At 53.2% G+C, this 22509-nt stretch carries 17 protein-coding genes and 2 pseudogenes; 10 read left to right on the top strand and 9 right to left on the bottom strand.

Annotated elements, in window-relative coordinates:
- Positions 1-26: 26 nt before the first annotated feature.
- A complete protein-coding gene (locus tag ACLD4F_RS18270) occupies positions 27-2087 on the top strand; it encodes an AsmA family protein (RefSeq protein WP_350399895.1) in 2061 nt (686 codons plus the stop codon).
- A gap of 39 nt (positions 2088-2126) precedes the next feature.
- On the opposite strand, the gene ACLD4F_RS18275 is transcribed toward ACLD4F_RS18270, so the two are convergent.
- From ACLD4F_RS18275 to ACLD4F_RS18285, 3 genes are all read right to left on the bottom strand, one after another.
- The gene (locus ACLD4F_RS18275; RefSeq protein WP_001148981.1) at positions 2127-3449 is read right to left on the bottom strand and encodes an MFS transporter; all 1323 of its coding nucleotides are present in this window, start codon (positions 3447-3449) and stop codon (positions 2127-2129) included.
- Positions 3450-3799: 350 nt separating this feature from the next.
- On the bottom strand, positions 3800-4828 hold the full coding sequence (gene yhjD, locus ACLD4F_RS18280) for an inner membrane protein YhjD (protein WP_000191231.1): 1029 nt from the start codon (positions 4826-4828) through the stop codon (positions 3800-3802).
- Between the two features lie 72 nt (positions 4829-4900).
- The gene (locus ACLD4F_RS18285) at positions 4901-5800 is read right to left on the bottom strand and encodes a LysR family transcriptional regulator (protein WP_000358046.1); all 900 of its coding nucleotides are present in this window, start codon (positions 5798-5800) and stop codon (positions 4901-4903) included.
- Between the two features lie 630 nt (positions 5801-6430).
- Here ACLD4F_RS18285 and ACLD4F_RS18290 point away from each other — a divergent pair.
- Positions 6431-7033, top strand: coding sequence for a response regulator transcription factor (locus ACLD4F_RS18290; protein ID WP_001196081.1), 603 nt, complete (start codon positions 6431-6433; stop codon positions 7031-7033).
- A 5-nt stretch (positions 7034-7038) separates the two neighbouring features.
- On the opposite strand, the gene ACLD4F_RS18295 is transcribed toward ACLD4F_RS18290, so the two are convergent.
- On the bottom strand, positions 7039-7395 hold the full coding sequence (locus ACLD4F_RS18295; protein WP_001120251.1) for a glycoside hydrolase family protein: 357 nt from the start codon (positions 7393-7395) through the stop codon (positions 7039-7041).
- A gap of 280 nt (positions 7396-7675) precedes the next feature.
- Between ACLD4F_RS18295 and ACLD4F_RS18300 the strand changes: the two genes are divergently transcribed.
- The gene (locus ACLD4F_RS18300) at positions 7676-9265 is read left to right on the top strand and encodes an STY4199 family HEPN domain-containing protein (protein ID WP_000185012.1); all 1590 of its coding nucleotides are present in this window, start codon (positions 7676-7678) and stop codon (positions 9263-9265) included.
- A 12-nt stretch (positions 9266-9277) separates the two neighbouring features.
- Here the strand turns inward: ACLD4F_RS18300 and ACLD4F_RS18305 are convergent, their stop codons facing one another.
- The gene (locus ACLD4F_RS18305; protein WP_000934254.1) at positions 9278-10927 is read right to left on the bottom strand and encodes an alpha,alpha-trehalase; all 1650 of its coding nucleotides are present in this window, start codon (positions 10925-10927) and stop codon (positions 9278-9280) included.
- Between the two features lie 324 nt (positions 10928-11251).
- Between ACLD4F_RS18305 and ACLD4F_RS18310 the strand changes: the two genes are divergently transcribed.
- The 3 genes and pseudogenes from ACLD4F_RS18310 to ACLD4F_RS18320 all read left to right on the top strand — a co-directional run.
- Positions 11252-11971 (top strand): GntR family transcriptional regulator, encoded by a 720-nt coding sequence (locus ACLD4F_RS18310; protein ID WP_079944545.1) that lies wholly within the window; start codon positions 11252-11254, stop codon positions 11969-11971.
- 146 nt (positions 11972-12117) lie between these two features.
- Positions 12118-12345 (top strand): annotated as a pseudogene (locus ACLD4F_RS18315) (phosphohistidinoprotein-hexose phosphotransferase); the annotation flags it as partial.
- Positions 12278-12608: pseudogene (locus ACLD4F_RS18320) on the top strand (asparaginase domain-containing protein); the annotation flags it as partial. The pseudogenes ACLD4F_RS18315 and ACLD4F_RS18320, both read left to right, overlap by 68 nt.
- A 46-nt stretch (positions 12609-12654) precedes the next feature.
- Here the strand turns inward: ACLD4F_RS18320 and gorA are convergent.
- Both gorA and ACLD4F_RS18330 read right to left on the bottom strand, forming a co-directional pair.
- Complete coding sequence (gene gorA / locus ACLD4F_RS18325) at positions 12655-14007, bottom strand: glutathione-disulfide reductase (RefSeq protein ID WP_079944546.1); 1353 nt, start codon at positions 14005-14007, stop codon at positions 12655-12657.
- Positions 14008-14111: 104 nt separating this feature from the next.
- Entirely contained in the window at positions 14112-14954 is an 843-nt protein-coding gene (locus ACLD4F_RS18330; RefSeq protein ID WP_000954235.1) for a 23S rRNA (adenine(2030)-N(6))-methyltransferase RlmJ, read from the bottom strand.
- Between the two features lie 210 nt (positions 14955-15164).
- Here ACLD4F_RS18330 and ACLD4F_RS18335 point away from each other — a divergent pair, with 210 nt between their 5' ends.
- From ACLD4F_RS18335 to rsmJ, 3 genes are all read left to right on the top strand, one after another.
- Positions 15165-16436, top strand: coding sequence for an acid phosphatase (locus tag ACLD4F_RS18335; protein WP_000766151.1), 1272 nt, complete (start codon positions 15165-15167; stop codon positions 16434-16436).
- 181 nt (positions 16437-16617) lie between these two features.
- Entirely contained in the window at positions 16618-18660 is a 2043-nt protein-coding gene (gene prlC / locus ACLD4F_RS18340) for an oligopeptidase A (protein ID WP_000184178.1), read from the top strand.
- Positions 18661-18666: 6 nt separating this feature from the next.
- Positions 18667-19425 (top strand): 16S rRNA (guanine(1516)-N(2))-methyltransferase RsmJ, encoded by a 759-nt coding sequence (rsmJ, locus tag ACLD4F_RS18345; RefSeq protein WP_023205380.1) that lies wholly within the window; start codon positions 18667-18669, stop codon positions 19423-19425.
- 91 nt (positions 19426-19516) lie between these two features.
- Here rsmJ and dtpB read toward each other — a convergent pair whose 3' ends face one another.
- The gene (dtpB, locus tag ACLD4F_RS18350; RefSeq protein ID WP_001098270.1) at positions 19517-20989 is read right to left on the bottom strand and encodes a dipeptide/tripeptide permease DtpB; all 1473 of its coding nucleotides are present in this window, start codon (positions 20987-20989) and stop codon (positions 19517-19519) included.
- Between the two features lie 324 nt (positions 20990-21313).
- A complete protein-coding gene (gene uspA, locus ACLD4F_RS18355) occupies positions 21314-21748 on the bottom strand; it encodes a universal stress protein UspA (RefSeq protein ID WP_000323565.1) in 435 nt (144 codons plus the stop codon).
- A 387-nt stretch (positions 21749-22135) separates the two neighbouring features.
- Here uspA and uspB point away from each other — a divergent pair, with 387 nt between their 5' ends.
- Positions 22136-22471: a universal stress protein UspB gene (gene uspB, locus ACLD4F_RS18360; protein ID WP_000626193.1), complete on the top strand. Its 336-nt coding sequence runs from the start codon at positions 22136-22138 to the stop codon at positions 22469-22471.
- The last annotated feature ends 38 nt before the right edge of the window (positions 22472-22509 follow it).

The following is a 22509-nucleotide window of genomic DNA, read 5'->3' on the forward strand; positions in this document are numbered from 1 at the left end:
CAAGGGAAGAAGTGAGGAAATAACACATGACTAAAGCAGGCAAAATAACCGCCGCCATCACAGGGACTTTCTTGTTGTTGATCGCCATAGTGATTTTGTTGATCGCAACATTTGACTGGAACCGCCTCAAACCGACCATCAACCAGAAAGTCTCTACCGAATTGAACCGGCCTTTCGCTATTCGCGGCGATTTAGGCGTGGTGTGGGAACGCCAAAAACAGGAGACCGGCTGGCGAAGCTGGGTACCGTGGCCGCATGTTCACGCGGAAGACGTCATTCTCGGCAATCCGCCGGATATTCCGGAAGTTACGATGGTACATCTGCCACGCGTTGAGGCGACGCTTGCCCCGCTGGCGCTCCTGACCAAAACCGTCTGGCTGCCGTGGATCAAACTGGTGAAACCCGACGCGCGTCTTATTCGTCTGTCCGAGAAAACCAATAACTGGACCTTTAACCTCGCGCAAGACAAGAATACGGACCCCAATGCTAAACCTTCCGCCTGGTCCTTCCGGCTGGATAATATTCTCTTCGACCAGGGGCGAATCGCGATCGATGATAAGGTCAGTAAAGCTGATATCACTATTCTGGTCGATCCGTTAGGCAAACCGTTGCCGTTCAGCGAAGTGACGGGAACGAAAGGCAAAGCAGACAAATCCACCGTGGGCGACTATGTCTTCGGCCTGAAGGCGCAGGGGCGTTATAACGGGGAACCGTTGACCGGTACGGGGAAAATAGGCGGTATGCTGGCGCTACGCAGCGAAAGTACGCCTTTTCCTGTGCAGGCCGATTTCCGCTCTGGTAATACGCGGGTGGCTTTTAGCGGCGTGGTGAACGAACCGATGAAAATGGGCGGCGTCGATCTGCGGCTTAAATTCTCTGGCGATTCACTGGGTGATTTATATGATTTAACCGGCGTGCTGCTGCCGGATACGCCGCCGTTTGAGACCGATGGGCGATTGGTGGCGAAAATTGACGCCGAAAAGTCATCGGTATTTGATTATCGCGGTTTTAACGGGCGCATTGGCGACAGTGATATCCACGGCTCCCTCACTTATACCACCGGTAAACCGCGCCCTAAACTGGAAGGCGATGTCGAATCGCGCCAGTTACGACTGGCCGATCTTGGGCCGCTGATTGGCGTGGATTCCGGGAAAGACGCTGAGCAGTCGAAACGGTCTGAACAGCGCAAAGGCGAGAAGAATGTTCAGCCGGCGGATAAAGTGTTGCCTTACGATCGCTTTGAAACCGACAAATGGGACGTTATGGACGCCGATGTCCGGTTTAAAGGCCGGCGTATTGAGCATGGCGGCAGTCTACCGATTAGCGATCTTTCGACCCATATCATCCTGAAAAACGCCGACTTACGTCTACAGCCGCTGAAGTTTGGTCTGGCAGGCGGCAGTATTGTCTCCAACATCCATCTGGAAGGGGATAAAAAGCCAATGCAGGGGCGGGCGGATATACAGGCGCGTCGGCTGAAGCTTAAAGAACTGATGCCGGATGTGGAACTGATGCAGAAAACGCTGGGCGAGCTGAACGGCGATGCGGATGTTCGCGGGACGGGCAACTCGGTCGCCGCGCTGCTTGGCAACAGTAACGGCAATCTGAAATTATTGATGAATGATGGATTGATTAGCCGCAACCTGATGGAAATCGTGGGGCTGAACGTCGGCAACTATATTGTCGGGCAGATTTTTGGCGATGACGAAGTGCGGGTTAACTGCGCGGCGGCGAATCTCAATATTGCGAACGGCGTGGCGCGACCGCAAATTTTTGCTTTTGATACAGAAAATGCGTTGATTAACGTGACCGGTACGGCGAGCTTCGCCTCTGAACAGCTCGATTTAACCATTGATCCGGAAAGTAAGGGGATTCGTATTATTACGCTGCGATCGCCGCTGTACGTGCGTGGGACATTTAAAAATCCGCAGGCGGGCGTCAAGCCCGGCCCGCTGATTGCGCGCGGCGCGGTTGCGGCAGCGCTGGCGACGTTGGTAACGCCCGCCGCCGCGCTATTGGCGCTCATTTCGCCCTCTGAAGGCGAAGCCAATCAGTGCCGGACGATTTTAACGCAGATGAAGCAGTAACGTGAAACGTAGCGCCGGATGACGCCATCCGGCGCCCTATTACAACGCCTGATGACGCGTCTCATGGGTTAACAGCAGTGCAATCAGCGTCAGCGCCGCCATTGACGCCAGGTAAACCCCTACCGCCGCCAGCCCGTAGTGGCTTTGCAGCCATGCGGCAATATACGGCGCGACGGAAGCGCCCAGAATCGATGACACATTGTAGGAAAACGATGCGCCGGTATAGCGCACTTCCGTCGGAAATAGCTCCGGCAGCAGCGCCCCCATTGGGCCGAAGGTCAGCCCCATCAGGCTCAGGCCCAACAACAGGAATACGAATACCAGCGCTGGATTGCCTGAACCCAGCAGCGGGGTAAAGGCGAACAACGCGAAGAGAATGATGAGCGTGGTAATGATGACCATGCTTTTCCGACGGCCAAATGCGTCCGCCAGCAGGCCGGCGACGGGCACCATCACGCCGAAACCAATCACCGCCATCATCAGCATCCACAGTATTTCATTGCGCGGCAAGCCAAGCCCCACCGGCGCGGCGGCAGTGCTGTAAGTCATGGAATAGACGGTCATGATATAGAACAGCGTGTAGGTCGCCAGCATGATAAACGTGCCGAGAATGGTTACGCGGACATGCTTCGTCAGCAACGTGCCCAGCGGTATTTTTACCTGCTTTTTCGCTGCGGCGACTTTCGCAAACACCGGCGTTTCATGCAGCGACACGCGCACATACAGGCCGATAATCACCAGCACCGCCGAGAAGATAAACGGCACGCGCCAGCCCCAGCTCATAAACTGCTCGTCGGTCAGCAGCCAGGAGAGCAACAGGAAGGTGCCATTGGCAAAAAAGAAGCCGATCGGCGCGCCCAACTGCGGGAAGGAGCCATACAGCGCGCGTTTGCGCGGCGGCGCATTCTCCGTCGCTAATAACGCCGCGCCGCCCCATTCGCCGCCCAGCCCCAGTCCCTGACCGAAACGCGCCAGCGCCAGCAGCAGCGGCGCGAAAATACCTATCGTCGCGTAGCCCGGTAACAGACCGATAATAACCGTGGAGATCCCCATCGTCAGCAGCGAAGCCACCAGCGTGACTTTGCGGCCTACCCGGTCGCCGAAGTGGCCGAATAGCGCAGAGCCGATCGGACGCGCCACAAACGCGATAGCGAAGGTGGCGAGCGATTGTAGCGTTGCCGCAGTGGGATCGCCCTGGGGGAAGAAGATAAGGGGGAACACGATCACCGCAGCGGTGGCGTAAATATAGAAGTCGAAGAACTCAATCGCGGTGCCGATAAGCGAGGCAATAACGACTTTATTGCGTGAGTTTACCGGAACATGTTCCTGCTCATGGTCGAGTGTTGTGGCGGTTGCTTGCATACTATTTTCTTATTTTTAGCGAACGAATAGCCATATTACGCACAGCAAAAGTTATATTTCAATGTGTAACAAAAGCCAAAAATGGTCAAAAAAAGCGCAAAAAGGGGATAATGTTTAAGCCAGCCATTTTGCGTCTATGAAATGCTTCACATAATTTTAGAATTGGTGGATAAAACTGGTTTCTGGTTAAATAAAAGTTAATTACTGGATTTATATGCTGAAACAATGAGATGAGGCGGAAGGACGTGCCTGATTGTACCGCCGGGTACGCTTTACATACCCGGCCTGGGTCCACACAGCAGTAGGCCGAATGACGACGCCGTGCGTGCCATTCGGCAGCAAGCCGCAGACTAGCGTTGCGTTTTACCCGGCATTCGCGGGTCGTCCTTATATTCGGCGGTGGCTATCCAGGCCGCGCAGAATAACGTCAGGCGGGCAAAAAAGTAGAAGAATGCCATCAGACCGAGTACGGAGCCAAACGCCGCGCCGGAAGGCGATTTCACCAGTGACGGCAGCGTATAGGTCATAATGATTTTAATCACCTCAAAACCGATAGCGGCGATAAATGTCCCGCGAATCAACGCTTTTTTACGGGGACGATGGCGAGGCAGTCGCCAGAAAATCCAGAAAAAAAGCAGATAGTTGGCAAAAATAGAGATGGCCAGACCGATCAAATGCCAGGCCGGTTTTAACCATTCGATGCTGTCGAGGTACAAGGCGGAGATGATCATCTGCTGGGCGGAACCGGCAATGGAAGTAATGGACAGCGTAATGATTAAAGCGATTAATAATCCAATCAGCGAGATAAAATCGCGCAGATATTTGAGCCAGATTTTCTCCTGATCCTGCGGCTTGCGCTCCCAGACGTCCCGTGACTGGGCGCGAATCGCTTCCCGCAGGTTGCCCATCCAGTTAACGCCGGAATAGAGCGCGATACCCAGTCCGACCAGCCCTACCGTGGTACGCTGTTGAACCGCCGTATTAATCGTATTTTTAAGCGTGGACGCCAGCGTAGGATCGCTCACATTCATCAATATCTTGCTGAAAATATCTTCCAGTAGATTAGGGTGCGAGGCGAGGATAAAACCTGCCGCGGCAAAGGACACCATCATTATCGGGATCATCGACAGAAACGAAAAGTAGGTGATAGCCGCGCCAAACTGATTACCCAGTCGATCGTTAAAACGTTCGGTCGCGCGAATGAGGTGGGCCACCATTGGTTGACGCTGTATTTTTTGCATCAGGGTGGTGACGGAATGCAACGCCTGATTTGCCTTTTCGTTTTTTTCCGGGGCGTCATGCGGCTGCGTTTCTATTTTTTGTATCGGGTCGTGCTCCAGTTCCTGAATAGGGCGTTTTACGTCATTTTCCTGCGTCATCAGGTCGGTAGTCCTTCATCATTAATAGAATATGTCAGTATAGCTTCTCCCCGGTGGATGCTGAAAATGCGGCTACTCTGCGGCCTCTTTAATGGTTTCAGTCAGCCATACCATAAACAGGTGTACCCGGCGGGAAAGATTACGGCGATGGGGATAATGCAGCGTCACCGGCAGTGGAGCGGCGCGATATTGCGGTAAAATTTCAATGAGCGTTCCGGCGCGTAACGCCTCCCGTACAGCAATGCGCGGCGTCTGAATGATTCCTAATCCTGCCAGACAGGCTGTATGCCAGGTCTCCGTACTGTTTACCGTTAGCATTCCGCCGGTTTTTACCCACTGCATACCGTGGGGAGTTTCAAAGGCAAAACCCGGTGAAGAAACTCCCGGGGTCAATGAATAATGCACCACCGCATGTGAGGCGAGATCGTCAAGGTTTTCTGGATACCCAAAGCGCGCCAGGTATTGTGGGCTGGCGCAGTTCACTCTTCTCAGTTTGCCAAGCGGGCGCGTCAGTATCCCTGGCGCATGTAGCGGCTCTGTGCGCACCACGCAGTCGAAATCTTCCCGTAGTAAATCGACCTGTCGATCGCTACTACAAAGTTCCAGCGCAATGCCGGGATACTGATGCAAAAAAGTGGGCAGGCGCGGCATGATGAGGCTGTTTGCGAGACATGGCGGTATATCTACCCGTATTTTGCCGCTGATACTGGCGGGATCAGGCTGGAAAAGACCCTCCAGTTCATCCAGGTTACTCAACAAATCTTTTGCCCGTTCGTAGTAAACCATTCCGTCCTGAGTAAGCTGTACCCGCCGGGTGGTGCGGTGGAGCAGGCGGATGCCCAGTTGATGTTCTAACGCTTGTATTTGCCGTGAGACGCTGCCTTTGGGAAGGCCGATATCCTCTGCTGCGCGGGAAAAACTTTCCCGTTCCGCCACGCGTACAAACAATTTCATTGCATATATTTTATCCATCATCAGGCTCTATTATTGTTTTTATTGAAACAGTGACGCTGAAGCGGCTGGTTTTATTGATTTTCTAGCATCTAATAAGCCCTTTCGCAATCATTGCTCGCGTGACGAATACGTCTGATCACGTTGCGCGGCGGATTTATCGCCATCCGGCCAGGCTTTTTAGCGCCAACAAGCCGATAAACGGGACGAGAGCGGTAAAACACGCTGATAGCCGCGGGTGCAGTGGGAGAGAGAAATGCATGTACATACACGGTATTGTCATTGACCCATCGTCGCGGTTTTCAGGCGGATTGGCTATTTTTTAACAAAATGTGCTACTTTATTTTTTGTAACACATCAGGTGAAAAGCAGATATTTCCTTTGTGACGCGCCAGGCGTACTCTTCATTGAATTAATATTCAAATTAGCCTTGGCTGTTCGCGCTAATAAGATATTCCTTACTTTAAAAGGCTAATTTTAGCGAATTCTGTAATCCCGATGTTGAAGCTGTAAATATTCATAACCTTTCCCTTCCTCAACCAATGACTATCGGTAAAATGGCCTATACCAAATGGCGACTTCTTATTTTACCCTACGGGTAATACCCTTCCTCATCTTGAGACTATTATCTTACCCAGGTGGAGAAAAGTAATGCAGGTAATCATGTTTGACAGGCAGTCAATATTTATTCATGGAATGAAAATCAGTTTGCAGCAGCACATTCCAGGAATAAGTATCCAGAGTGTCGGTCAGGCAGAAGAACTCTGGCAAAAAATAGAAAGCGCGCCGGATGCGCTGGTCATGCTGGATAGCGGCCTGGATGCTGAATTTTGCCGCGAGGTGTTACAAAGAATCGCGCAGCAATTTCCGGAGGTGAAGATTATTATCACGGCGATGGATGGCAGTCAAAAGTGGCTGCATGAAGTCATGCAATTTAACGTTCAGGCCGTGGTGCCACGCGATTCTGATGCCGAAACCTTTGTCCTTGCGCTCAATGCTGTCGCTCGCGGGATGATGTTTTTACCGGGGGATTGGTTAAATTCAACGGAGCTGGAGTCCCGTGATATAAAAGCGTTAAGCGCCCGCCAGCGGGAAATTTTACAGATGCTTGCCGCAGGAGAATCAAATAAACAAATTGGGCGGGCGTTAAATATTAGTACCGGGACGGTTAAAGCGCATCTGGAGTCGCTTTACCGGCGGCTGGATGTAAAAAATCGTACCCAGGCCGCCATGATGTTAAATGAATCGAATTAACGACGTTAAATTCGCAGTCCGCTTATTTCTGGCTGTGAAATATCACCCGTATTGATTAATGATAAAAAACGCTGATGTCCGATGCTGAACATCAGCGCAATAAGCGTTTCGCGTTGAAACCGATCATTAAGTTCCGGCAAACAATTCTGTAGCAGCATATCGCAGCTATTGAGGTCATCCAGCAAGAATGCCTCCGCCTGGTCGGGCGTAATGAACGTCAGCGTCTCATCCGGCGTCAACATATGCCCGTAACCAATCACCCAGTTACCCTGCCGATCGCGATACTTTTCCAGCGACAGACCCTGCCACTGTTTAATAAACGCGATGCAGGCGGAGCTAAAGCGAGATGAAATGTGCGGCATGGCATCTTTCTCATAAAAAGCGCGATTATAAAGTGTGCTGCACGCGTGGCTAGCGGTCAGACGGCCAAACGCAGGCAGGGAAAAGGTCTATGCCGTTCAGCATCACGCCGCGTTGACAGAATGAAAAACTGATGTTTTTGGTTAGTAACCGATCTTCTTATAAATTTGCAATCATTAAGATTAAGTCACTGAAATGTGGCTAAATCTGTTATATCTATGAAAAAACATAATTAAAAGAAAACGAAGATCTCGTCGCGGGATCGTCTTTTTAGGGAAGATAATGACGAATAGCGCTTCGCAGGCGACACGCGCGCCTTTTGAACATAGCCTGGGGATTATCCGCCAGGCATCAATAGAAATCCTGCTGCTGCTGGGTATTCATACCACCGAGGGAAAAGAGCCCCGGTGGTTCATGGAACAACTTGAGCAGGCGCGTCTTAACCTGGGCGGTTGGGGCGCGGTGGCGAAAAAATTGCGGATAAATGACGCGCAGTTGAGCCAGTTTATGCTGCAACTGCGTCACCTTCAGCAGCATGTTCCCCAGTATGACAGCGGGCAAGAGGTGAGCGAAAATCAACTCCTTGCCGCGTTGCGTTTTGTCACCTCGCTGGAACATCTACGTCAGCAGCAGCCGCTACTGACGTATCAAACTGAGCTGGAAGACCCCGACCAGGAGGCGCATCTTGAGGCGCAGCGTCAGCTTCGGGCGATAGAACTGACGTTAAAAGCGCTTATTGCGCGCGCATGGCCGGATCGGGCGTCGCTGAATCACTACCTCAAGCAACATTTTGGCCCGGACCGTTTGCGCCAGTGGTTAAAACAGGGAGAAGATCAACATGCGCTGGAGGGCATGTTGTTCAGCGAACTGGCGCTTATGGTGGTCGATAAAAAATTGTTTGCCCGTCATTACGTCAGAATTTTTAATGACGCCTCAGCGTTAACGCTGTTCGCCGAGTCGCGCACCACCCTGCGTATGTTTCTGGATGATTGCCGCCTCGCGCGAAACGAGGTTATCGCCAGGCAGCCGCTCACCTCAGCGCAGCTTATGCTGCTAAACGTTCAGTATCAGCAAATCGTTCGGCCCATCCAGCGCGCCTATGCCGAAAAACGTACCCGCGTGAATCCCGCTTCGTTTCTGCTGGTGGATGAACGTGAATTGCGCCAGTTCTGGGAAACCGCGCGGCTTAAAGATCGGCAGGCCGGGGGAGATAAGCATGAGATTAGCGAGAGTATAGAACCACCGCGTAAGCGACCTCCGCGTACGCCTGAAGAGCGTGAGCAACTTATTTCCGGCGCTTTGTGGGGCGGGGTTGGCGTCATGACGCTGGCGATACTGGCGGGCGCGTTCTGGCTATTTAGTTCGCCGTCGCCAGGCTCCGATAACGGGCAAGCTCCCGCAATGGCGCAGGATGAACCGCCGCGCGAGGCGCCTTCCGCGCGGGAAACGCTCAATCATATGGGGATTACCTGGGATGCGTTTACCATGCGGGCGGCGATAGAGCGCAATGATACGCGGGTGACGGCGCTGTTCCTCCAGGGCGGAATGAACTGGCAGCTCGCGTGGACGGAGCAGGCGTTTGCGGCAGGACATACCGAGGTGCTGCAACTGTTGTTGCGTTATCCCGCGCTGATGGATGAGGTCAAACCCTGCCGACGATTTATCACAACGTTAAGTCATGACATGTCGAGCGGCGCGCCGCTGACCGCGATGCATAAAACCTATTTGCAAACGTTTTGCACCGTTCCGGCTGTTGTGACGCGCCAGCAGCACGATACGGAGCAGGCCCGATTGCGCGCTCAGGCCCGGCCCAGCGCAGACAATAAAAAATGGCTGAAAATTCAGTCAGCCATTTATGATGCGATTCACTGAGGCCGGAGCAGGTTAAGGCTCTCCGTAAAGGCCAATCAGGCGGCGCACCACGCCATTGGTCCAGCCGAACCCGTCCTGTAGCGGATACTCGCCCCCGCCGCCTTCGCGGGGCGTACCGCCGGAAATATGGTATTTCTCGATCAGTTTATGGTGCTCCTGATAAAAATGGTTCACCGTTTTTAACCAGTTATGGGCGATTTCATCGCCCAGCATATCGTCGCCATACAGTTTGAAGCCCTGGATCGCCATCCATTGCAGCGGTGCCCAGCCGTTCGGTTTATCCCACTGTTCGCCGGTTTCGTATTCGGTCGCCATAATCCCGCCGGGCGTTAACAGACGGCTGCGTACCACATTTGCCAGACGGTCGGCCTGCTCATGGTTCGCCATACCGACATACAGCGGTACGATACTGGCAGCGGAAAAGAGCGCCATTTCTTCGCGTCGCCAGTCATAGTCCCGATAACAGCCGTTTTCATCATCCCACAGATAATGGTTCACGGCGGCGCGTCGGTCGCTGGCTTTCTGGCGAAATAGCGCCTCGGTGTCACGTTCGCCTTTCAGTGCTGAAATATTGGCGATAGCGCTCTCCAGTTTATACAGAAAAGCGTTCAAATCGATAGGGATAAACTGGGTCGTACGTATGCTGGCAAGCCGGCCCGCATCGCGTAGCCAGCGTGAAGAATAGTCCCAGCCGGACGCCGCCCCGGCGCGCAAATCCCGGTAGACTTCATTGGGCGGACGACCAGAATGTTTTGCAGTTTCGACATCTTCCAGCCAGGACTCGTCGCGCGGCGTGTCGCGATCGTCCCAGTAGCGGTTCAGCAGGGAACCGTCCGGCATCCGCACAACGTGGCGATAAGCCTGGTTGAGCGCCAGCGATTCGGCGCCGTCCATCCAGAAGGCGTATTCCATTTTGAGATGGTCGAGATAACGCCGCGCGCCGCGTACGCCATCTTCTTCGAACAGTTCAACCATCAGGGCGAAAACCGGCGGCTGCGAGCGGCTCAGATAATAGGTCCGGTTGCCGTTGGGAATATGGCCATAGTTTTCAATCATCCAGGCGAAATTATCCGCCATACATTTAAGTAAGTCTTCGCGCCCGCTTTCCGCCAGACCCAGCATGGTAAAATAAGAGTCCCAATAATAGGTTTCGCTAAAGCGGCCTCCCGGCACGATATAGGATTGCGGTAGCGCCAGCAGCGAAGACCACGGAATATGATCCTGCGGTTCGCGCGTCAGTATCGGCCAAAGCTGGTCAATATGTTCTTTGAGCGAGTTTTCGGGGTTAGAGACATACTCGCTGGATAAGGTTTCCGGTAGCCAGAAATGGTTCTCGACGAAGCGGCGTAAGTCAAAATCACGGTGGCGTCTGACCTTACGGTAGCGGATCAGGATATCAAGCGGGTCCATCTTCGGCGCGCAGTCCGGGAACGTTTTACTGTCTGGAAACAGTTTTGTTGACTGTACATGCTCGAACAGTTCGAGATACCGATCGGCAGGGGTCAGGGCGTCAGAGGCGGGAAGCCCCTCGATCATCTCCGGCTCCGGTTCCGCCTCGATCATTTCATCCAGCTTTAACTCGCACGGGTCTGTTTCATAAAGCAGATCGACATCAATAGTCAGATCTTCAGAAGGCGTGGGGTTTAATTTCTGGTTGAGCATAATGACAAGGACCTCCGGCTTGCGTCGTAAAAGATACGGGTGTTGCCCGGCTGTCTATTAAGCGTAGACATTCGCTTCGATACCTGAGTGGCAAAGTGTGCGATAGATCACATTTTGCAATTTGTCTCTCAAGAAAAAAATTTATAACTTACTGAATAGTATTGCGAAAATCCTATTTTCATGACGCCCGCCCCAGACCTAAAATCAGAACATTCGTTTCATAGCGGTATCACTACGTCACCGCATGGCGTGGATTCACAAGCAAAGGTAACGTAAATAGTTATAATACAAGCTATGGCACCATGATAATACAAATGGATACAAATGATCGAGCAACCCGACAGTAAAAGCGCCAAACCGCTTTATAAGCAGCTTGAAGCCGCCTTAAAAGAGGCCATTGCGCGTGGAGAGTATAAACCAGGCCAGCAGATCCCGACGGAAAATGAACTGAGCGCGCGCTGGCAGGTGAGCAGGGTCACGGTCCGTAAGGCGTTGGATGCGCTGACGCGTGAAAATTTGCTGACCCGTGTCTCCGGCAAAGGCACCTTTGTCTCTGGTGAGAAATTTCAGCGTAGCATGACCGGCATCATGAGTTTCAGCGAGTTATGCCAGTCCCAGGGACGTCGCCCGGGGTCACGCACTATCAAATCCGTTTTTGAATCGGTAGACGATGAGACAAAAGCGTTACTGAATATGAACGATGGCGAAAAAGCGGTCGTCATTGAACGTATCCGCTATGCCGACGATGTGGCGGTATCGCTGGAAACCGTACATCTTCCCCCACATTTTGCGTTTTTGCTGGACGAAGATCTTAATAATCACTCTTTGTATGAATGCTTACGCGAGAAACACCACTTATGGTTTACCCACTCCCGTAAGATGATCGAACTGGTTTATGCCAGCTTTGAAGTCGCCCATTATCTTGGCGTCAACGAGGGTTATCCGCTGATCCTGATAAAAAGTGAAATGATTGATAACAAAGGGGAACTCTCCTGCGTTTCGCAACAGTTGATTGTCGGCGATAAAATACGGTTTACCGTATGATGTCAGCATTACGCTAACGAAGAGCAGGCTGAATCGGGATCCAGATCGCGGATCCCGATTTTTTTGGTTTCCATCTTGATCAAATGTCTTTAAATGTAATATAAAAATAACAATACATTATGAGTCATTTATGGCGAATCCTCGCCTGTATCTTTATGGAAATGCAATGGATACATTCCGCCTGTATTCATAGCGGTGAGTTTTTCCACGGGTCGTTTGAAATTACCGATGCGAATACGCCTTTCTTCTTCCAGTTTTCCGAGGGCAATACGCGGGCGGTGGATGAACGCGCGTTAAACTTCCTGAAAAAATATGGCCAGCGATATTATCCTGAAACTTTCACAGAAGGTGAATGCGTTATTGGCGCGGGATGATGTTGACGGTGTAGTCATTACTCACGGCACTGACACGCTCGATGAAACCGCCTACTTTCTTAATTTGACCGTGAAAAGCGACAAACCGGTGGTGTTTACCGCTGCAATGCGGCCCGTGTCGGCAATCAGCGCCGATGGCGCAAGGGCAGCCAGGGCTGCTGTCTGACTCGCTCAACCCGGCGAAGGCGCGAGTCTTGCTGATGACGGCATTAACTCAGACGCGTAATCCGGAACTGATCCAGAGTTATTTCAGTACGTATTAATCATGCAGGCTTGTGCGCCCACCCTCGAAGATGGGCGCACAAGATATTAACGCATGGTCACAAACTCTTCCGATGCGGTCGGGTGGATGGCGACGGTATTATCGAAGTCTTTCTTGGTAGCGCCCATCTTCAGCGCCACTGCGAAGCCCTGCAACATTTCATCCATGCCGAAGCCGATACCGTGGATACCCACAATTTTTTCTTCCGGCCCGACGCAGACCAGCTTCATACGGCACGGCTGGCGGCGCGTCGTCACCGCGGTATACATAGCGGTAAACGATGATTTATAGACTTTTACCTGCTCGTCGCCGTACTGCTCGCGCGCCTGCGGCTCGCTTAACCCGACGGTGCCGATAGGCGGATGGCTAAAGACCACGGTCGGGATGTTGCTGTAGTCCAGATGCTCATCCGGCTTGTTGTTAAACAGGCGTTCGGAGAGACGGCGACCGGCGGCGACGGCGACTGGCGTTAACTCCACTGCGCCGGTGTTATCGCCAACAGCGTAAATGCCTTCTACGTTCGTGTTCTGCCATTTATCAACGATGATGTAACCTTTTTCATTGGTTTTCACGCCCGCCGCCGCCAGATTAATATTGTCGGTCGACGGTTCGCGACCAATGGCCCAGATCAGGCAATCAACGGTTTCACTGCGGCCATCTTCCAGTTCCAAAGTCAGACTGCCGTCGGCGTTTTTCACCACCGCTTTCGGCACGGCGTGAGTATGCAGTTGCGGGCCTTCGGCGTTCATCACCTCAACCAACGTTTCGCTAATCATTGGGTCAAAACTGCGCAGCGGCGCATGTTTCCGGACAAACAGATGCGTTTTCGCCCCCAGCGCGTTGATAACGCCAGCCAGTTCAACGGCGATATAACCTGCGCCTACCACCGCGACGCGTTCCGGCAAGGCAGACAGCGCAAAGAAACCGTCGGAATCAATGCCGTATTCCACGCCTGGAATGCTCGGATGGCTCGGACGGCCGCCGGTAGCGATCAAAATATGGTCGGCGGTGATGGTTTCGCCGTTCACCTCAATGGTTTTGGCATCGACAAAGCGGGCAAAGCCTTTAATCACATCCACGTTATTTTTGCCCAGCACGTTGTCGTATGAAGTATGGATGCGGTCAATATACGCGGTACGGCTGGCAATCAGCTTGCTCCAGTCGAACTGATTAATCGTGGCGTCAAAACCGTAGTCCGGGCCATACAGATGAATCGCTTCACGAATCTGCGCGGCATGCCACATCACTTTCTTCGGCACGCAGCCCACGTTAACACAGGTGCCGCCCAGCTCTTTGGCTTCGATGAGCGCGCATTTCTGGCCGTACATAGCGGCGCGGTTAATCGAGGCGATACCGCCGCTGCCGCCGCCGATAGCGATGTAATCATAGTGTTTGGTCATGACCGCTCCTTTATGTTCGTTGTCGGACGGATAGATTCTGCGCTACCCGCCAAAATATTCGCGATTGTATACCTGAAGGTGAAAGGTTCCACCGATGGCTGTGATTACTCCGGCACGATCCAGCTTACCGAAGTGTGTCCGTGACCGTTTGGCGCCAACCTGCTGTGCAGCCACGGTAGCACGTTGTTCATCTGCTGCTCCAGTTTCCACGGCGGGTTAACCACGATCATACCGGAGGCCGTCATCCCGCGCTGATCGCTGTCCGGGCGGATCGCCAGCTCAATTTGCAGGATTTTACGGATGCCGGTGGCCTCCAGCTCATGAATCATGCGCTTAATTTGCTGGCGGAGCACCACCGGATACCATAGCGCGTATGTCCCGGTGGCGAAACGTTTATAACCCTCGCTGATGCCGCTGACTACTGCCTGGTAGTCGGTTTTCATTTCATAAGGCGGGTCAATGAGGATCAGACCGCGGCGGGAAACCGGCGGTAATTTGGCTTTCAGTTGCTGATAGCCGTCAGCGCGTTCCACACGGGCGCGGTTGTCTTTTTGAAACTCCGCGCGCAACAGTGGGAAGTCGCTGGGATGCAATTCCGTGAGTTGCAGACTGTCCTGCTCACGCAGCAACTGGCGGGCGATTAACGGGGAGCCCGGATAGTAGCGTAACTGCCCGCTGCGGTTGAAATGTTTTACGACGCTAATATACGGTTCCAGTTCGGCGGGCAGATCGTCCTGCTGCCAGATACGGGCGATGCCTTCCAGATACTCTCCGGTACGTTCAGCATGTTCGCTGCCCAACTGATAACGCCCCGCGCCCGCGTGCGTGTCCAGATAGAGAAACGGTTTTTCTTTCTCTTTTAGCGACTCGATGATCAGGCTCTGAACGGTATGTTTAAGGACGTCGGCGTGGTTGCCAGCGTGAAAGCTGTGACGATAACTGAGCATGGATGCAGATATTCCGGGAAGTAAACAAGTTAGCCGATAGTTTACCGCAGATCCGTAGAGATTACCCCAGTACCGCCATGTTGTTTCGCGAGTTGTGAAAGTATTGCAAGACGTGTTCGTATCATCAAACCGTCAACTGCGCAGGCCAGCATCGCCTGTGGGCAAGGTAGTAGTTTTGACCTGGCGTTATTTTTAATGAAAGGAACCATAATGAAACTACACATTACTGTACTGGCGTCATCTCTGGCGCTGGCGATGCCGGCACTGGCGAAAGATATTCCCCTGTCCCAGGCGGAGTCGATAGCGAAAAGCGTGACGCCCGACTCGGCGAGCGTCGCCTTTAATGACCTTGAGGCTCAATGGCTGACACAGTTGCGTAAGGCATTACAAGGCGATACCGCCGCGTTGACCCGCGACGCCCTGGCTCAGATGCGACAGAATTCCATCCAGGCGGATAATGCCTGGTTACAGGCTAGCGGTTATGATTTTCATACTACTGAGAATCAACAGATGGGGATTACCCTACTTTCCGCCTTCAATACATTGCCGGAAGCAGTATTGAAAGACAATCTGGCGACGGTGACGGCGATTAATCACGATGCCGATGTTAATACCCGTCACCAGGCGCTGGCGGATGCGGAAAGCGTGGAGTATCTCTATTTCCTGAGCGACGCAATGGGGCCGCGGCTGGGGCGGGCATTTCTCGCCGCTTATGATAAAGGTGAGTTGGGCAAAGCGGCGGCGTTGATTAAAGCCTCGGAAGTCAGCACCGGCGCGGCGAAAAAATATTTTCATTACCCGCGTCCTTACCAGGTGCCGGGTAATACTATCCATTTGACGCCGGATGATGTGGTGGTAAAAGATGGTCATCCTTATACCGCAGGTGGCGGTGCTTTCCCCAGCGGACACACGAATACCGGTTATACGGATGCGCTGTTGATGGCGGAAATGATCCCGGAACGCTTTGATGCGCTGGTGATTCGTGGCGCGCGTTATGGCTATTCTCGCCTGGTCCTTGGCGTACACTATCCGCTGGATGTGATGGGCGCGCGGATGGTCGCGCAGCGTAATGTCGCGCATTATCTTAACGATCCGTATTATCGTACGTTATTCAACGAAGCTCGCGCTCAACTGCGCGAGGCGCTGGTGAAAGAGTGCGGTACGACGATTGTCGAATGCGCGGCATCGACTGGAAAAGACGATCCGTACCGCGATCCGGCCATGCATACCTTCTACCGCTTCACCATGACTTATAACCTGCCGCAACAGAAAGGCGAGCATCAGCCGTTGAAAATACCAAAAGGCGCCGATGTTCTGCTACAGACAGCGCTGCCGAACCTGTCGCCAGCGCAGCGTCAGGCGTTAATGGAAGAGACGGCGTTACCGGCAGGATATCCGTTGTCGGGCGAGACCGAGGATCAACAGTTCTGGCAGCGTCTGGATCTGTCCGCTGCTTACGAGATGGCGAGAAAAACGCGCTGACGTTGTCACCCGGCTTATAAAACGTAAGCCGGGATGATGTTAAAGGGGCGGCTTATTGCAGCGATACCCACGTCTGTACGCTGTCCATCATTGAAATTCCCCTTACTATCCCCCATTCTAGATCTCATCGCGAGAGCGCCAAAAGCGCGCTCCACTCACCTTCTTCTACAGGACTGCGCATATGACCAATCCATTACTAACGTCTTTTTCACTGCCGCCTTTTTCTGCAATTAAACCGGAGCATGTGGTGCCTGCGGTCACCAAAGCGTTGGCCGATTGCCGGGCGGCGGTAGAAGGCGTTGTGGCGCATGGCGCGCCGTATAGCTGGGAAAACCTCTGCCAGCCGTTGGCGGAAGCCGACGATGTTCTGGGGCGTATTTTCTCGCCAATTAGCCACTTAAACTCGGTGAAAAATAGTCCGGAGCTGCGTGAAGCCTACGAACAGACGCTGCCGCTGCTGTCGGAATACAGCACCTGGGTTGGCCAGCATGAAGGACTGTACAACGCGTACCGCGACCTGCGCGACGGCGATCATTACGCCACGCTGAATACCGCGCAGAAGAAAGCGGTTGATAACGCGCTGCGTGATTTTGAACTGTCCGGCATCGGTCTGCCGAAAGAGAAACAGCAGCGTTACGGCGAAATCGCCACTCGCCTGTCTGAGCTGGGCAACCAGTACAGCAATAATGTGCTCGATGCCACCATGGGCTGGACGAAGCTCATCACCGACGAAGCCGAGCTGGCGGGAATGCCGGAAAGCGCTCTGGCGGCAGCTAAAGCCCAGGCGGAAGCCAAAGAGCAGGAAGGTTACCTGCTGACCCTGGATATCCCGAGCTATCTGCCGGTCATGACCTACTGCGACAACCAGGCGTTGCGCGAAGAGATGTATCGCGCCTATTCCACTCGCGCCTCCGATCAGGGGCCGAACGCCGGTAAGTGGGATAACAGCCCGGTGATGGAAGAAATTCTTGCGCTGCGCCATGAACTGGCGCAACTGCTGGGCTTCGAAAATTATGCCCATGAATCGCTGGCCACCAAAATGGCGGAAAATCCGCAGCAGGTGCTCGACTTCCTGACCGATTTGGCGAAACGCGCCCGTCCGCAGGGGGAAAAAGAGCTGGCCCAGCTGCGCGCCTTCGCCAAAGCCGAATTTGGCGTTGAGGAGCTGCAACCGTGGGATATCGCGTACTACAGTGAAAAGCAAAAACAGCACCTGTACAGCATCAGCGATGAGCAGCTACGTCCGTACTTCCCGGAAAACAAAGCCGTGAATGGCCTGTTTGAAGTGGTGAAACGTATTTACGGCATCACTGCCAAAGAGCGTACTGACGTTGATGTCTGGCACCCGGAAGTACGTTTCTTTGAACTGTATGACGAAAATAACGAGCTGCGCGGCAGCTTCTACCTTGACCTGTACGCGCGCGAACACAAACGCGGCGGGGCGTGGATGGACGACTGTGTCGGCCAGATGCGTAAGGCGGACGGCACATTGCAAAAGCCGGTCGCTTATCTGACCTGTAATTTCAACCGTCCGGTGAACGGTAAACCCGCTCTGTTTACCCATGACGAAGTGATCACCCTGTTCCACGAGTTTGGTCATGGCCTGCATCATATGCTGACCCGCATTGAGACCGCCGGGGTCTCCGGTATCAGCGGCGTGCCGTGGGACGCGGTCGAACTGCCAAGCCAGTTTATGGAAAACTGGTGCTGGGAGCCGGAAGCGCTGGCGTTTATCTCCGGCCACTATGAGACCGGCGAACCGTTGCCGAAGGAGCTGCTGGATAAAATGCTGGCGGCGAAAAACTATCAGGCGGCGCTGTTTATTCTGCGTCAGCTGGAGTTCGGTCTGTTTGATTTCCGTCTGCATGCGGAATTTAACCCGCAGCAAGGAGCGAAAATTCTTGAGACGCTCTTTGAAATCAAAAAACAGGTCGCCGTGGTGCCGTCACCGACATGGGGCCGCTTCCCACATGCGTTCAGCCATATCTTTGCTGGCGGCTATGCGGCAGGCTACTACAGCTATCTGTGGGCCGACGTACTGGCAGCGGACGCTTATTCCCGCTTTGAGGAGGAAGGCATTTTCAACCGTGAGACCGGTCAGTCGTTCCTTGATAACATCCTGACTCGCGGTGGTTCTGAAGAGCCGATGGAACTCTTTAAACGCTTCCGTGGCCGTGAACCACAACTGGACGCGATGCTGGAGCATTACGGGATTAAAGGCTGATTTTACGTGCAAATCTGCTTAATGGATGAAACGGGCGCCACAAACGGCGCCTTATCTGTTCTGGCTGCCCGCTGGGGACTGGAGCATGACGAAGACAACCCGATGGCGCTGGTGATGACGCCGCAACATCTGGAGCTGCGCAAGCGCGACGAACCGAAACTCGGCGGCATTTTCGTCGATTTTGTCGGCGGGGCGATGGCGCACCGGCGCAAGTTTGGCGGCGGGCGCGGCGAAGCGGTGGCGAAAGCCGTCGGTATCAAAGGCGATTACCTGCCGGACGTGGTTGATGCCACGGCCGGACTGGGGCGCGATGCGTTTGTACTGGCGTCCGTCGGTTGCCGCGTGCGGATGCTGGAGCGTAATCCGGTGGTCGCCGCGTTGCTCGATGACGGTCTGGCGCGCGGCTACGCCGATGCGGATATTGGCGGCTGGCTTCAGGAGCGTTTGCAGTTGATTCATGCTTCCAGCCTGACGGCGTTAACCGATATCACGCCGCGCCCGCAGGTGGTCTACCTCGATCCGATGTTTCCTCACCGGCAGAAAAGCGCGCTGGTGAAGAAAGAGATGCGGGTGTTTCAGTCGTTGGTGGGGCCGGATTTAGACGCCGACGGACTGCTGGAACCGGCGCGTCAGTTGGCGACCAAACGCGTGGTGGTCAAACGTCCCGATTATGCGCCGCCGCTGGCGGATGTCGCGACGCCCAACGCCATCGTCACCAAAGGGCATCGGTTTGATATTTATGCCGGAACCCCTCTGACGGAGTAACGGATTGCCCGATGGCGTTGCGCTTATCGGGCCTACGATTCTCAATTATTTGTAGGCCGGATAAGACGTAAGCCGCATCCGGCACTGAGTATTACTGTTCGGTACCTGGCGTATTAATCATCCGGTTTAACCACGGCACCATAATAGCCATCACCACGGTGACCGCCAGCGTTACCAGACCAATTTTGCTAAAGACGCCGGTATAAATGGGCAGCGTCTGTAACGGATCGGTGATGTTTTCCGGTACGGCAGTGAAGGTCGCCACATAACCGCCGAGCAGGAAGGCGGCGGCCTGGGTCAGGAACCACATTCCCAGAATAAAGCCCATCAGATGCTGCGGCACCAGAGCGGCGACCATCGCCAGCCCCAGCGCGCTAATCAGCAGCTCGCCCAGACTCTGGAACAGATACACCAGCACGATAAACCACGGCGACGTCAATCCTTGCGCATCGGCAAACCACATCCCGGCGGCGGCGGCGGTCAGAAAACCCAGCGCGCAGAGGAACATGCCGAGCGTAAACTTCATCGGCATAGTCAGATCTTTGCCTTTGCTACCCAGTCGGGTGTAAATCGCTGCCAGTACCGGACTGGCCACGACCACCCAGAATGGGTTCAGCGCCTGAAAACTCACCGGGTTAATGGCGAATCCAAGAATTTCATGATGCACGTTATTAATCGCAAAGAAGTTCAGCGAGGTAGGCATCTGCGCATACAGAATGTAAAACAGCACGGCTTCAATCATCAGAATAAACGCCACGAACATTTTATTGCGGCCGGTTTTATCCAGACGAAACGCTTCGCGAAAGAAGAAAATAGTGACGACGATAGAAAGGATGATGAGCACCAGATTGGCAATCTTAACGTTGTGCATCAGCCAGGCGCAGAGGAAAATCATGACGACGGTGCCGAGTAGTACCAGCAGCAAATTGCGAAAACGTAGCGGTTTATGATCCGGTTCAGAACCGATATTTTTCACCATGCCACGGCAGGCGAAGTACACCAGAAGCGCAACAATTAAACCAGCGCCGCACAGATTATAGGTCACCGCATAGCCAAATTTATCGGCAATCACCGGCGCCAGCGATAGCGATAACAAAGAACCGATGTTAATCGACATATAAAACAGGGTGAAAGCGCCATCCAGCCGGGGATCTTTAGGCTGATAGCATTTAGAGAGCAGGCTGGCGGGATTGGCTTTAAATAACCCGTTGCCCACGGCAATCGTACCCAGTGCGATAAAAATCAGATCGGGATTTAATAGCGACATGCCGGTCATAAAATAGCCAATCGCCAGCACAATTGCGCCCAGGACCAGGGTGCGTTTAGTCCCTAACAGATGGTCGCCAACATAGCCGCCGATGGAGATCAGGCCATAAACCAGCGCCGCAAAAGCGCCAAAGGTAATAAAGGCCTGTTCCTGAGAAAACCCCAATTGTTTAACGAAAAAGACCGCCAGGATGCCCTGGACGCCGTAATAGCCAAATCGTTCCCATAATTCTACAAAAAAGATCATGAAAAATGGACGAGGTTGCTGCAGCAAGCCCGTAGGTGCAGTTGTATTCATATTCCTTCGCCTTTTAATGCCATCCCGAAACGTATGAGCGCGTATATCAAAACGCGCCGAAAAGACTTACCCTGATATAGACTGCGGTTATTAGCCTGATCAATAGGTTATTATACAAATGATACGCAAACTAATTAGTGGATCACACTAATTATGTTTGGTGTGCTGGAATGATGTACTGAGTACTGCGAAGAAGGGGGGATAAACAAAACGCCCACATAAGCGGGCGTTGTTGTTGATAGCCGGAATTTGCCTGATGGTTCAGGCCAACCTGATTGACTATAGACCAGATGCGGTCTTAGCCGCCAGCCGGCACGGCAAGTATTACTCTTCTTCGTCGCGCAGCGGAACAATCAGCATGTCAACGTGAACGGTGTTGATCAGCTGGCGCGCAGAAGACATCAGTTTGCTCCAGAAGTCCTGGTGATGACCGCAAACGACCAGATCCATATCGTATTTCTTGATGGCGTCAACCAGCACCTGGCCCAAGTCGCCGCTACCGCTCAGGGTTTCAGTGATAGGGTAGCCAGCGTTGGTAGACAGCTCGGTCAGCGCGTGGTGGGTTTCTTCGGAGATACGTTTCTGCATATCGCCCAGATTGACGTCAATCAGACCGGTGTACAGGTCAGAATAGTTCACATCAACGTGGATGAGGGAGATTTTCGCGTTGTAGGGGCGCGCCATAGAGACCGCTTTTTCAACCAGAACTTTACTTTCCGGGGAGAGATCAACTGCGATAAGAATGTGTTTATAAGCCATAGTGTTACTCCTTCCATAAGTTGTCGATGACCATTGAGCTACTGGCGTTTCTTATGCCGCCGCGTCACCCGCGTCCTGCGAACTCTATGCGCGGGGCTAGCTCAGCCGTTTACCATAACTATCCTTACATTATAGCGACCAGGATAATCCGTCAATCTGCCTTGCTTGCCAGTTAGTTAAACAAAATTTTCAGGGAATTGCATTGATAGTGATTAACCTTCTGGTAAAAAAATTAACTGATCTCCTACAATGTGTATAAGAGCCGTTCGAATGCGGAGCGCTAATATGGACGGCTTTCGTAGTACTCTTTCACTGATTGTCTGGCAGGGTATCGGGGAGCGGTAGTCCCGGAGAGGAACTCCGTGGGCGGGTCGCCGGGGAGGAGATATGATAAGCACCGTCTCACTATTCTGGGCTTTATGTGTCGTTTGCATTGTTAATATGGCGCGCTATTTCTCATCGCTACGCGCACTGTTAGTGGTACTTCGTGGTTGCGATCCTTTGCTCTATCAATATGTCGATGGCGGCGGCTTCTTTACCACGCATGGTCAGCCCAACAAACAGGTGCGCCTGGTATGGTATATCTACGCTCAGCGCTATCGCGATCATCATGATGAAGAATTTATTCGCCGTTGTGAACGCGTGCGCCGCCAGTTTCTGCTGACCAGCGCGTTATGCGGTTTAGTGGTGGTGAGCTTGATTGCGCTCATGATTTGGCACTGAATAAAAAAAGCGGGCCAGTTTCCTGACCCGCTCGTGTT

The sequence above is a fragment of the Salmonella sp. 741265050_HSA genome (assembly GCF_046569445.1).
Taxonomy (GTDB): Bacteria; Pseudomonadota; Gammaproteobacteria; order Enterobacterales; family Enterobacteriaceae; genus Salmonella; species Salmonella enterica.